Here is a 13,229-nt window from a genome sequence, read left to right on the forward strand (position 1 = left end):
CATTTTAACAAGATTGTCCTTTCATAAAAAATATTTCGCTTTTCTCCTCTTTTTTGGTTGTTCAAAAAAAAGACACACGCAACTTTAATAGCTGCCCATGCCTTGATAGTCATTATAACGTTTGCCAAGTCCGATGTTCGTCAAAATAATCAGCTTCTCTTTTCGCTTGTTCAACGACATCTTTTGGATAATTTAATACATGTAACAACTGAATTGCATTTCTTGTGGTTGCAGGCCCCTGTTTCAAACGGTAATCAAATGTCACTCCTTGCTCTTTGGTTACTTGCTCTTCAAAATGAACATTGTCACACGATTCTTTTAAAATTTCTGTTAGTTCGATATCATGCGTCGCGACAAAAGCGAGTGATGGGTAATTATTTAACCAATGGATCATACTAGATGAAGCGGCTATCCGTTCGATCGTATTCGTGCCTTTTAATATTTCATCAATGAAACACAAACAAGGGATATTCGTTTCGGCAAAATCCAGCACTCGTTTAACTGATTTAGTTTCTGCCACAAAATAACTATCTCCTTCAAAAATATCATCTTCAACAGCCATTGAGGTCAAGATATGCCCAAATGGTAATTGGAACTTTGTAGCCAAAGCTGTGTGAATCGTTGTAGAGAGGATACAGCTGATCGCTACACTTTTGACATAGGTTGACTTGCCTGAAGCATTAGAACCTGTTACAAGGGTGTTTTTTGTCCAATGTACCTCATTTGGTACAGCTGTTGCTAATAAAGGATGGTAAACTTCTGTTCCAGTCACGACAATTTCATCTGAAAAGACTGGTTGACTGGTATCAGGCATGATCGTTCGAAAGTTTAGAACAGCTGCTGCAACTTCTAATTCTCCAAGTAAACGCCACATTTCTTTTGCCTGAATCTCATAATTTGTCAATTTTTCCAGAACAAAATTATATGAAATAAATGGCAACATGAAAATCATTGCTAAATAATCAAACATCATCTCAGCTTCACTATTGGACTTCATCCTGAAAGAAATACCAAATTTAGTCATTGAAGCGAGTGGTTGAAGATTTTTAGTTAATTCTTCTTGAAAAGGCGTTTTTATTTTCCCTAGTTTTTTTGCACAAACGACTGTTTGAACTAGATATCCCATACAAGTCAATTCACGTTGTAGTTTTTCTTTTTTTATCTGATAGTAGATAACATTAAATAATACCGATCCTAAAAGTAATACAATTGATAGCGTCGTTGGCCAGACTAATAATAAAACTAACGCCACTATCGGCAATAATCCACAAAATAAATATAATTTGGTATTGGGTAATTCCTGACTTCTTGTTTCGCTTAAATAACTTTCTACATGGTTATTATCTTGTTTACCTAAACAGGCAAATTGAAATTGAATTTCTTCTCGAATAGCAGGATTTTGTTTATAGTAATCGATCAATTGTTCTAAACGGTCATGACTTTGTTCAGAGAAGTTGAAATTACGTAATCGTTGATACAGGGCTTGCGAACCAACACTTGAATACGTCCCATTGATTCGTTCAAATAAGGCAAACCCATCTAGATCATACCAAGTAATATCATCGATCTCACTGTCGTAATTTCTGTATTTTTTAGCCTTTTGCCACGCTACTTTTAAACTTTCTTCTTTATCAAAAAAACGTGCATTAGGAAATGTTCCCCATTTACTTTTGACCATTTCCCTTAATTTTAAACGGTTGTAAATTTCCATTACAATAATAATCAAAATAATCAGTATAACAAACCCCAATACGATCAGCTGAGTCTCCATTCAACATCCCCCTTTTTTTATTTTAGTATAGGATTTTATAGAGTCACATACAAGGAAAAGCTTAAGCAACCCTCACATGTACTTTTGAAAATAAAAAAGCGACTAAGAGATAACTACTTGAGTCAGCCCTTCGCCGCTTTTTTTACTGATAATAATCTCGATTCATAGTTTCAAACTCATCCAAGTGCCATTCTTGAATTCCAGGCTCTTCTAGATTATCTCTGCTTGAATAACCAATCCCTACTCTTTTAGAATACTGAGTATCTGCTGTCAACATGTGAGAAATCGTTTCATCTTGCATCCTTATTATATGTTTTAAACGAACTTTTTCTAACTTCAAGTCCGTGATTTCTTCTTGTTGTATCTCTTTTTTTCCCAATAAATTCTGTAAAAATTGTTTATCCCTGACAATCACTAATGTTAAAACGACGATCACTACAACCAAAAAATATAGAACCATTACTAAATTTTTATCCATTTTTATAACTCCTCCTAACAAGCCATATCTATGTTAACACGTTAGAAGTCGATATTTTTTCATTTTTTTAGATAAAACATCATGTTTTATATATTTTTTTGAGAAAAAGGTTTTATTACATACTATTTTCATTTTTTTTAGAATATATTTACAATAGATAATTATGATCAAAGGTCACTTCTACGATATAATCGCCAATATTTCTATAGACTTGCTCTTGTAGACGAATCTTTAGTTCTTGGTCGGTTGCCTTAAAATGATTTGGGACAACTAAGTCAAATAAAATACGCGGCTTTCCACCGTGATCCACCAAACGAATATCATGTCCCTTTAATTCACTATTGATTCCTTTAATAATCTTTTTCAGCTCTTGATGAATAAACTGCTGCCTTTGATCATGTAAGTTTACTGGATCGATATGACAAACCAGATCCACACCTAACTGCTCTTTAAATTTCTTTTCGATCTCATCGATTGTTTCATGAGCCTTAGTTAAGTCCCAACGGTCATCAATTTCGATATGCACTGAAGCAAATGTTTTGCTTGGCCCATATTGATGAATCAGCAAATCATGATAACCTACGATTTCCGAAACAGATGATAAATATAGCTTCATTTCATCGATTGCTGCTTGATTAGGGCGTAATCCCATCAATTCGTTCACAAATTCCCGAATCAACTGAAGGCCGCTAAAAATAATATAACACGCAATCACCAAGCCGACGATTCCATCGATTTTTAATCCAGTAATTCCTTCGACTGTGGCTGAAACTAAAACAGCAATCGTTGTAAATACGTCATTTAAACTATCTTTAGCCGTTGCAACTAATGTATTTGAATCAATTTTTTTAGCGACTCGCTGATAAAAAACACTTTGCCAGACTTTGATCAAAATCGATAGGACTAAAATAATCAGGATAATAGGCGTTACTTTGATACTTTGAGGATCTTTGATTCGTTCGATAGAGGTCATAAAAAACTGAAACCCTACAAACGTGATCAACAATGAAACCAGCATACCGCTAATATATTCAAACCGTTCATGACCATATGGATGTTCTTCATCGGCCGGCTTCCCAGAAATATAAAAACCGACTAGGGTCAAAACAGATGATACTGTATCTGACAAGTTGTTCATCGCATCTGCCATGATCGATACACTGCCGGAAATCAACCCAATCAATAATTTACTTATAAAAAGCAGCAAGTTGGATAATAAACCAACGATTCCGGCAAAAATCCCAAACGCTGTTCGAATATCTGAACTTTTTTGTTGTCTCTTTTCAAAACGATCAATTAAAAAATTTATCATCATAATCCCTACCTTGTTTTTAGCATATCTTAAAACTATAAAATGATTTCAGAAATTTGTATAGTAAAAAACGACTTTTATTAGCGACTTTTTATTGTTTAGAACGACCCAAGTTGATTGATTGACGTTCTTTTTTTTTTTGTTAGGGACACCTTGAAACTCCCTCAGACAGACCTGTAGTAAACATTAAAAGATTGAGCCACCCTTGATAAGGGCATCTCAATCTTTTGATATTGATCAATAGCTATTTTTAATGGAAGATATGGCTCTCATGAGAAACTTTCGCTAATTTCTTCGTTTTTTCCTCAATATAAGGGTATAAAAGAACACCTAATACACAGAAAACGATCGAAATACAAACCAAAATAATGATTGCCTTCCACGCATTTGGCCAATAAATTCCTCCAGCTGACTCTCGTAATAAATTCACCGCATGTGTGAATGGTAAAAACGGATTAATAAATTGGAAGAATTTACCAGAGACTTGGATTGGGTAATTTCCCCCACCGCCTGAAATAGAGAGCACCAAGATAATGATCGCAGCACCTTTTCCGACATTGCCAAACAAAGCGACTAGCACATACACCATCATCATAAAGGCAAAAGCGATCAATAATGCAAACAAGACACTATAAAATGGTTGTCTTACATCTACGCCTAATAAGAAATAGTTTCCTAAAGTAACAATCAAAGCTTGCGCTAATCCCATGACTAAGAATGTTAACATTCTTGCAGAAAATTGTTCTCGTTTAGAATATTTTCCACGATCCTTTTCATCTAAATAGAAATCAGTGGTTGCCACACTCGAGAATAAAACAGCTCCCACCCATAAACATAATGCAGTATAAAATGGTGTACTTGCTGATCCGTTATTGGCAATTGGATAAATTTTATTTTCAGCGATTTCAACTGGTTTAGCGAAGAAGTCACTTTCAGCATTAGCATCTAGTTTAAGTAACTTTATTACTTGCCCAAGGTCGACATCCTTTTCACCTTTTCGAATCGCTTGTGCAGCTTTATGAAGCCCTGTTTTAATATTTGGCCAATCGTTTTGAACTAAATCGTTTGCTTTGTTTAAAGCTGATTCTAAATCCGGCATTTTTTCGTTGACCATTTTCAAAGTACCTGTGATATTTTCTTTAAGTCCTGGATAATCATTTTGAATAAAATCAGCCGCTAATCCAAGTTTTGCTTCTATTACAGGTAATTCATTGTTATAAAGTTCAGCACCTTTATTGATGCCATTTACGATCGTATCCATATGACCGTTCAGCAAAACATTTGCATCGTGGATTTCTTGTTTGATTGCAGGTAGCTCTGCTTGGTATTTTTCCAAGATACCTATTGCATTAGACACCGTACCTTCAGTCGAACTCAATAATGTAGCAAAATCGATTTGTTTTGCTTTATCAAGAAGACCTTGAGCCGTACTGATAGTCGCGATCAATTTAGTTAAAATATCATTTACCATGTTTGAAACTGCATCAACATCAATACTTGAAGCTGTCGCAGCAATTTCATTTGCGCCATTTTGAATAGCTTCCAGATCAGCATCGGTAATGGCATTCACATCTAAACTATCCACTTTTGCTTTTAAAGTTGAAATCAAGTTGCTAACCGTTGTTAACTTATCAATAGTAGGCTGTAAATCTTGATTTCCAGCAGATTCTTGAATTTGAGTCAAAGTTTGGATCAATTGTTGAATCACTATTTGCTGTTGCCCTAAACTGCTGGATAACTGTTGTTTCAACATTTCACGTTCATCTGGTGTCAACCGGTTGTCGCGCAACTGCTCAACGACAGATCCAACACTAGAACTGATGGTTCCAATTGCTTGTAAGGTTACTTTCATACTACTAGTTATACCTGGAAGTGCTTCTTGTAATTTCGCCGCGCCTTCGCTCGTTGCAGTCGCTAATTGATCTGCTTGATTTCCAAGCTTTTCAATATCTGGCAGAGCAGTTTGGACTTGCTGGATGATTGTTAACCCTTGTTTGGCTTCATTAATTCCTTCGTTCATCGTCTGTTCAACTGAAGCAAAATCTTCATCGATCATCGCTAATTGTTTACCAGCATTTTGAATTTCAGGAATTTTATCCTGTAAAGTTAAAATAACTTTCGCTTGTTCTTTGATTGCGGGCATCTTGCCATTTAAATCGACTAGTTTTGCACCCAATGCATCGACTTCAGGTAAGTAATCCACAAATTCATTTGCTTTCTCTAGCTTTGTTTTCAATTCCGGCATTTTACCATGCAAAGCGACAACTTCTTGTGTATATTTATCGATTTGATCGATATTCTCATCTGTTGAGAGAATCATGTTTTTTACTTTTGTAATGCTAACTAAATTGGAATCTAAATTATAACCAATATCGTTAAACACGCCTACCAAAGTACTACTAGCTGTTTTGGTAAATTGATCTGTGATTTGGGCTTGTAAAGAAGAAGCTCCTTTGTCTGCAATTTTTGGCGCAATTGCATTGATTTTCTCGTTGATTGAATAGTCAATCTTAGGCTTCGTGATTTCTCCTGTCGTAAAGCTTAATAAGTCCTTAGAGAAATCTTTTGGTAAATAGATACCAGCATAATATTTACCAGATTTTACTCCTTTGTCCAATTCTTTTTTTGAATCGACGAATTGCCAACCTAATTGTTTATTCTCGTGAAGATTCTTCAGCACTTCATCGCCGATATTCACTTTTTTCCCTTGGAATGTCGCTGCTTTATCATCGCTATATACCGCAATCGGTAACTCTCCTGTGTTTGCATAAGGATCCCACAAAGCTTTGATATTGAACCAGGCATAAAGTGATGGAATAATCATCAGTGCAATAATCAAAAATGTAGCGATCGGGTTTTTAAATATGCGTTGCCAATCTAATTTAAATAACTTCAATGTATTTTTTATATGTTTCATCCTGCTCACCTACTCTTTTTAATGACTGATTTACTTTAGCATATTGTTTTTATCAATAACAAATGAAAAATCCAAATTTTGTCCATTTCTACGACAGGTTTCTTGAATTGTCGTAGAGATTTCTTCTATGTACTTATTTACACGATTCAAATAACTAATTTTTCAAGTTTGTTTCTTCAACTGAAACTTTCTGACACCTAAAAAAAGACAAACTCATCCAAATGAATCAGCTTGCCTTTATTTTTATAGCTTATAGTTTTGCTGAAAACTCTGATACTACTTTTTTTACTTCATTTACTGAATCAGGATCTAAATAAGAAAGTGCTCTAGGAACCACGCTCATAAGATACATCTTATCAAGCTTATCCGTTGATCTTCTTTCCATCAATTCTGCTAGCAAATGTTTCATGTCTTCTTGATGATCCGCTTTTGTTCGATCCATTATGAAGTCATAAAATTTTTTTTCGTCTGCTTTCATCGGCTATGCCTCCTAGAATTTTATTCTATTATAAGCTTAAATAACAATAAGTAGAAGTAATTTGCTTTTCTACTGAAAAATACGAATTATAAAAAAACAGCAACAAACAAAAAATGTCTTTGTCTTGCTGTTTTCGGCAATGTTCAGATCACAATAAATTGACCATTCATCATTTAATGTTCCTATCTTTACAAAATTATCCAATAATTTCAAAAATATATTAATATATGTTATTAAATCCTTAAACTTTATACTTTTCGATCAAAAATTCATATGCCGTTCGGCTAATGATCCCCATCGGTTGATTGATTCCTGGGTTAAAGTAAAAATCCATTGTAACTAACTCTTCAAGCGTTGTTTCCTTATTTATTGCTAAAGATAACGTATTAATTGATTGCGTAATATCCTTTTCAGACATCAATTGAGCACCAATCAATTTGTACGTCCCTTTTTCGAAAACCATCTTGATATGTACGTCTTCCTGCAATTCAAGATAAGGTAATTGACATGGCAATGTTAAAAAGATACTTTCAACATCGATCCCTTCAAATTTAGCTTCCACTTCTGTTAAACCAGTGCTTGCAACATAGCAGTCGAAAATTTTAGTAGCCGTCGTTTTTTGTGTTTTATTATATTTCATCGAATGTCCTAATACATTCATAGCGGCAACCGTTGCACCACGAACAACATTATTTACTAAAGGAATAAATGACTTGCGATAACTATTGCGAACAGGATAAGAAACAACATCCCCTAATGCAAAAATATCTGGATCAGTTGTCTGCATATGTTCATTGACACGAATCGTCCCATTTGCATTTAAATCTAGAAAATCCTTCACTAATGCAGTATCTGGACGGGCATTAACAGCCACGACTACGTAATCATTTCGGATTTCCTCGTTCGTTGTTTTGGTGATAAACATCTCTTCCTCTATGTTTGAAAAGCCAATAACACTCTCGTTTAAATGAAGTTTAACTCCTGAATCACGAATTTTTTGTTCAACTAGTGAAGATAGCTCTTTGTCTAAATAACGAAAAAGGACTGAATCAGCACTTTCAATCAAATGAATTTCTTTCCCTTGCCCTTTCAAGGCATCACACAACTCTACACCAATATATCCACCACCGACAATCGAAATAGATTTCGCTTTTTCTAATTTTCCTAACACTTCCACTGAGCTTGGATAGTTTTTAAAAACAGTTACTTTGTCTTTACTTGGTAATGTCATATTCGTTGAAAACTGATTTGAACCTGTCGCAAGAATTAGCTTTTCATAGCTGATTTCGTGTGATTTTTTATAAGTATCCTGATAAATAATTGTCTTTTTATCCGAATCGATCGTAGTAACTGTTGCATTAAGTAAAACATCTACACCTTTTTTATTCAATTCTTCTAATGTTAGGTATCTTACGTTGTCCAATTCATCGACCAATTGATTCAATTTCAAAACAATTCCACTTGAAACAAAGCTAACTTCACTTCTTTTTTCAATTAGAATAACCTCAGTTTGAGGATTTAATTTCTTTAATGTTAATGCAACCTGAAGCCCTCCATGTGAGGCTCCGATAATTACTACTTTCACTATGGTTCTTCTCCCTTCAATTGAATAAACCACCATTGCAATTACATAAATTTAAAATAAAAACAACATTACACTCCATTATATATATAATTTCGTCTTTTTAAATAATATTAGCTAGTTACTTTCTTTTTATAAGTTGCGTATTGCCATTTTCTTATGAATCAAGTATGCTTAAAGTGAGGTGTCTATTATGCTAAAACGAGATTTTTTAGAAAAGCCCTTCGATTATATGAATGATATATTATTATTTTTATACAACAATCAAGGCAAAGCGACAAAAAATGAGCTAGTCAGTGAATTTCAAATTAGCTTACCAACATTAAATGAATATCTGTCTTTCCTCCAAAATTTTCTTGAAGAGAATCAAGTAAACGAGCAGGTTGAAATAACATTAAACGGTGAAAATATCTCTTTGAAAAAACAACCAACGTTTCCATTAAAGAAAGTTGTTGTACTTTTTCTGGAAAAATCCATTAAATTTCAAATGATCAATCAATTGTTCCATAAAGGTGAATTGACTTGTGATTATTTTCAGCTGAACTATGCCATCAGCTCCGCAACGTATTATCGTAAGATTACAGAATTGAATGACCTTCTGAAAGAATTTCGACTTCAAATTAAACGCGGAAAATTAATCGGTGAAGAAAAGCAGATTCGTTATTTTTTCTTTAGTTTTTTCTGGTTTCTTTTTGAAGATAAGTCAAGTTTAGAAAAAGAAACTGCTAATCAGTATCTTGGTTTTGTAGATATTTTAAGGGAGTCTCTTAATCTGGTATTTGATCCAACCGAAGTACTTCAGATCAAATTATGGATGAAAATTTCCTTTAGACGACTGACGACTGAATATAATCCGGTCATTAGTCCAAACTACGATTATCCTGATCGACCTTTATTTGAAGAAATCAATTTGTCTTTATATACATATATGAAAAAAATCGACCGTCCATATACTATTTACGAAGCATACATGTTTTATGACTTTTTTTGCTCTATGCATAATTTTTCGCCCAATTCTTCTTTCGCTTTTCGCTTGGCAGAAAAACAACGTAGGGAAAGTTCTTATTTAAACTATATGAACAAAGTAATCTTAAAATATCTAAAGCAACAAGGCTATTTATCGAGCTATGCTTCATCCGCTCGATTATTGTATATTGAAAATTTATTGTTCCAGCTTCATTCTCAGCTTTATTATTTTGATGGTTTTATTTTGCCTTTTGATAGTTGGACCATAAAATCTATCGTCAATGCACACCGTCATCCATTTTCTGGCAATGAAGTTTTTGAATTGATGGATATAGCGACTAAAAAATTTGACCAAGATGGTGAAAAAGGGAGCTATAAAAATAAGTTCACTGAAATTCACTATACAATCATATTGAATCACATTGCTGAATTAAATGAAGAAAAAATTGCGATTGGTGTTTATCATTCATTAAATCCTTTCATTGGTGAACTAGTTATTCAGCATTTAACAAATATTTTAGGCCATAAATACCCAATCAAAGCGGAAGCCTTTAAAGAAGATAGTCATTATGACATCTTGCTTTCCAATATTTATAGTGACACGATTTCTGAAAAACAAGAGCTTGTCTATATATTTTCTGATATTGGTAATAGCTATGATATGACTGAAATCGAAAAACTGATTATCCAGTTGATCGATACCAGGTAAAATAATGTTTGTTTTCTCTATCACTAATTGAAATTATAACAGAGAACAACCCCTTCGTGTTCTCTGTTTTCTTTGTTCCTATTAAATTTAATGAGAATAATCGTAAATTTTGGATAAATATAATTATATTTCCATATAGAATTATTTGTTTTAATAGTGATAAACATTGATAATAATTATGTTTTTATGTAAATTAATAAAAATAAAAAAACGATAAAAATTTATCGTTTTTTATTTTATCCAGCTAATATTGTTAAACGGTGCAAACCTAAAGGAAACAACCCCTTCAATAGCTAGACCATCGACTAATCCAAAAGTCCTACTATCACTTGAATTATTCCGATTGTCTCCTAATACAAAATAATGTCCTTTAGGAATTTTTTTCAATTGTGACATTTGTTCCAAACTATCTTCAGACAGATTGACTTTGATTGTTCCATCCGGCAGCTCATTTGCTGCAGATAATTCTGAGGCTTTTGGTAAAGATTCAGCTTGATGATTGATAAACAAATCGCTACCTTCAGTCCAAACTAAGTCTCCTGGCATACCTATGATACGTTTCACATACTGAAACTCACTTTTTACAGGTGGTTTAAATGTAATGACTTCATATCTTTTAGGTTCTTTTGTGCGGCGAACAATGACCCGGTCACCATTTAGCAATGTCGGCTTCATCGAATCTCCATCAACCATATGAGGAGAAGTATTCAAAATAAAGAAAAAAACAAAGATTGCAAATAACACAACTGGCAGCATAAATTTGATAATTTCAATGATGCTTTCTTTTCTTTTTTTCTTTTTTCTTTTTTCAAATTCTTCTTTGGTTATTTTTTTCTTTTTTCTCTTTTTATTGATTGTTCCGGAGGTTCTGACTGATTCTTCTTTTTGTCTTGGCTTGATTCTTGGTTCTTCTCTTGTAGATTCAGCTCGTTCTCTAACTTGTGGGCGTTTCTTTTTAGGTCCAGGTTGGGGACGTTCTCTATTCTTGGTTTTATTTTTCGATTTTTTGTTCTTATTAAATTTCCGTTTTAATTGTCGTTTGAGTCGTTCAAAACGTTCTCTTATTTTATCCATGATGCACCTCAATCATACCGATTAATACTCTTAATTAAGAATAACAGACTGCTATGTATTTTTCCATATAAAAAACCCGCAAGTGGATTCTCATATATTGAAAAAAGCGAGCGGGACAAAACTCTAAAAGTTTTGCTCCACCCACCTAAATCTTATTATTGATCGAATACTAATTCCTGTCCCTCAACAATGACACTACTACTAAGCTGATTTTTGTTCATTAATGTTGCGATCGATAGGCCTGAATCTTGAGCAATTTCCCATAAAGTCTGACCACTTTTTACAACATAGACTTCTTTAGGCGCTTCTTTTTCCTTATTTTCAGCAACGTTATTTTCAGTTGTCGTTTCTTTTTTTGGTTCTGCTTGTGGCGCTGCAGGAGTTGGAGTAGGTATAATTGCTGCTCCACCGTCTGCTGTTACTGGTGCAGATTCCGTACCACCGCCTACTGATGCTCCTAAAACCAATGAACTAGACATAAAGTAAATAGCAGTACTAAACAATATTGCGGAAAAAATCAACAGAATAGAATATTTTTTATTGATCCGTTTTTTCATATTGTTCTTCCCTTCATTATTTGTGATCGTCTAGTTTCCAGATTTATCCAAACGTGATAGTTTGTTTAAACGTTCTTCTAATTCACGATAGATTGTCATTACTTCGTTTTTAGATTCTTCTACTTCATTAGAAATGTTTTTAGCACGGTTACCAATATTTAACATTTCAAGTTCTGCTGAGTTGATCATATGTTTTGATTCAACTTGTGCTTCACTGATAATGCGATTAGCTTCTTTCTTAGCAGAAACCATTACTTCACCGATCTCTTGTTGAGATTTCAAGGCTTCTTCTTGCAACGATTGGTTTTTTAACAATAAATCATTGATTTGTTGTTTCGCTTGCAATAGTTCAGCTAATTGATTCCCTGTAGCTTCACCTGTTGCAGACATGCTGCGCATTGTTTCAAGTTCAGCAGTTAAGTTTTCTAATTCTTCTTCTTTTTCTTTATAGATGCTTCTTAGACCCGCTAATTCAGATTCAAAAACATTTTTTTGAATAGAATATTTATCATTCAACCCTTGGATACGGCCTAGATTTTTTTCCAACTCACTTTTTTCTGTTAGAACTGTTTCTAATTCTTTTTTCAATTCTTCAACGCGACTGTTATCAACTGAGATATCACTATTTGTTGATAAATTGATTTCTTTGTCTTTTAATTCTTGGTTTTCTTGTTGTAAGCGATTCATTTGTTCTTGAAGATCAGCAAGTTTTTGTGTCAACTCTTGATTTTCTTTATCAGTAGTTTGAAGTTTTTCATTCAATGATTCTAATTCCATCTTCACCGTCTCCAATGCTTCTTGTTTTTCTCCGATTGTTCCTCGGGCAGCTAAATCAGCTTGTAATTGTTGTATTTCTTTTTCTTTTTCAAGAATTTGTGTTTGTAGTGCTTTGTCTTTTTCAACAAGTGCTGTTTCCAAGTAAGCAATTTGTTCTTGGCCACTAACATTTTCTTTCTTCAATTCTTCGATTTGTGCTTTTAAGCGAGTGATTTCTTCTGTAGAATCAGCAGTTTCATTCGCATCTTCCAGTTCAAAAATCTCAGTTTCTTTTTGGTTGAGTTGCGTCGCTAACTCATCGTTTTTCTCTTTTAATGATTCAAGTTCATCTTGACTAGTTTCAACCTTGATTACTAATTGTTTATTTTGTTGAGATAAACGAAAATTTTCTTCTTTATTTTGTTCGAATTCAGATTCTTGCATTCTATATTCTTCGATCAATTCTCTTAAACGAGTAATCTCTTGTTCTTGTTCAGCCATTAAATTACGATTATTTGTTGTTACTGCTGTTGCTGGTTGCTCATTTTCCGAATTGAACTCTACATCTTGTGTTAATTCTTCTTCGGAAACCTTGTTAATTTTCTTAATTAACCGTCTCTTTGCCATGT

At 33.7% G+C, this 13,229-nt stretch carries 10 protein-coding genes; 1 reads left to right on the forward strand and 9 read right to left on the reverse strand.

All coding sequences use genetic code 11. The annotated features are described in order from the left end of the window. Positions 1 to 112: 112 nt before the first annotated feature. The 6 genes from IGL98_RS14300 to IGL98_RS14325 all read right to left on the reverse strand — a co-directional run bounded on the left by IGL98_RS14300 (position 113) and on the right by IGL98_RS14325 (position 8,541). Complete coding sequence (locus tag IGL98_RS14300; protein WP_206911673.1) at positions 113 to 1,771, reverse strand: MutS-related protein; 1,659 nt, start codon at positions 1,769 to 1,771, stop codon at positions 113 to 115. A gap of 142 nt (positions 1,772 to 1,913) precedes the next feature. Next, on the reverse strand, positions 1,914 to 2,249 hold the full coding sequence (locus tag IGL98_RS14305; protein WP_206841749.1) for a hypothetical protein: 336 nt from the start codon (positions 2,247 to 2,249) through the stop codon (positions 1,914 to 1,916). Positions 2,250 to 2,397: 148 nt separating this feature from the next. After that, positions 2,398 to 3,561 (reverse strand): cation diffusion facilitator family transporter, encoded by a 1,164-nt coding sequence (locus IGL98_RS14310; protein ID WP_206841746.1) that lies wholly within the window; start codon positions 3,559 to 3,561, stop codon positions 2,398 to 2,400. 250 nt (positions 3,562 to 3,811) lie between these two features. Next, positions 3,812 to 6,478, reverse strand: coding sequence for a YhgE/Pip domain-containing protein (locus IGL98_RS14315; protein ID WP_206911674.1), 2,667 nt, complete (start codon positions 6,476 to 6,478; stop codon positions 3,812 to 3,814). A gap of 250 nt (positions 6,479 to 6,728) precedes the next feature. After that, the gene (locus IGL98_RS14320) at positions 6,729 to 6,956 is read right to left on the reverse strand and encodes a hypothetical protein (RefSeq protein ID WP_069646395.1); all 228 of its coding nucleotides are present in this window, start codon (positions 6,954 to 6,956) and stop codon (positions 6,729 to 6,731) included. A gap of 241 nt (positions 6,957 to 7,197) precedes the next feature. Beyond that, the gene (locus tag IGL98_RS14325; protein ID WP_206841740.1) at positions 7,198 to 8,541 is read right to left on the reverse strand and encodes an FAD-dependent oxidoreductase; all 1,344 of its coding nucleotides are present in this window, start codon (positions 8,539 to 8,541) and stop codon (positions 7,198 to 7,200) included. A gap of 190 nt (positions 8,542 to 8,731) precedes the next feature. Here IGL98_RS14325 and IGL98_RS14330 point away from each other — a divergent pair, with 190 nt between their 5' ends. Continuing rightward, entirely contained in the window at positions 8,732 to 10,213 is a 1,482-nt protein-coding gene (locus IGL98_RS14330; RefSeq protein WP_206841738.1) for a helix-turn-helix domain-containing protein, read from the forward strand. 231 nt (positions 10,214 to 10,444) lie between these two features. Here IGL98_RS14330 and lepB read toward each other — a convergent pair whose 3' ends face one another. The 3 genes from lepB to IGL98_RS14345 form a co-directional block, all read right to left on the reverse strand. Then, a complete protein-coding gene (gene lepB, locus IGL98_RS14335; protein WP_206911675.1) occupies positions 10,445 to 11,287 on the reverse strand; it encodes a signal peptidase I in 843 nt (280 codons plus the stop codon). A gap of 155 nt (positions 11,288 to 11,442) precedes the next feature. Next, entirely contained in the window at positions 11,443 to 11,844 is a 402-nt protein-coding gene (locus tag IGL98_RS14340; protein ID WP_206841733.1) for a LysM peptidoglycan-binding domain-containing protein, read from the reverse strand. Between the two features lie 30 nt (positions 11,845 to 11,874). Then, on the reverse strand, positions 11,875 to 13,227 hold the full coding sequence (locus tag IGL98_RS14345) for a hypothetical protein (protein WP_206841730.1): 1,353 nt from the start codon (positions 13,225 to 13,227) through the stop codon (positions 11,875 to 11,877). Positions 13,228 to 13,229 lie beyond the last annotated feature (2 nt).

Source organism: Enterococcus sp. DIV0840, from assembly GCF_050527835.1.
GTDB lineage: Bacteria > Bacillota > Bacilli > Lactobacillales > Enterococcaceae > Enterococcus_L > Enterococcus_L ureasiticus.

Coding starts and splice junctions, on each gene's coding strand:
- IGL98_RS14330 (WP_206841738.1), top strand. CDS start 8,732: ATGCTAAAACGAGATTTTTTAGAAAAGCCCTTCGATTATATGAATGAT.
- IGL98_RS14310 (WP_206841746.1), bottom strand. CDS start 3,561: ATGATAAATTTTTTAATTGATCGTTTTGAAAAGAGACAACAAAAAAGT.
- IGL98_RS14305 (WP_206841749.1), bottom strand. CDS start 2,249: ATGGATAAAAATTTAGTAATGGTTCTATATTTTTTGGTTGTAGTGATC.
- lepB (WP_206911675.1), bottom strand. CDS start 11,287: ATGGATAAAATAAGAGAACGTTTTGAACGACTCAAACGACAATTAAAA.
- IGL98_RS14320 (WP_069646395.1), bottom strand. CDS start 6,956: ATGAAAGCAGACGAAAAAAAATTTTATGACTTCATAATGGATCGAACA.
- IGL98_RS14315 (WP_206911674.1), bottom strand. CDS start 6,478: ATGAAACATATAAAAAATACATTGAAGTTATTTAAATTAGATTGGCAA.
- IGL98_RS14345 (WP_206841730.1), bottom strand. CDS start 13,227: ATGGCAAAGAGACGGTTAATTAAGAAAATTAACAAGGTTTCCGAAGAA.
- IGL98_RS14300 (WP_206911673.1), bottom strand. CDS start 1,771: ATGGAGACTCAGCTGATCGTATTGGGGTTTGTTATACTGATTATTTTG.
- IGL98_RS14340 (WP_206841733.1), bottom strand. CDS start 11,844: ATGAAAAAACGGATCAATAAAAAATATTCTATTCTGTTGATTTTTTCC.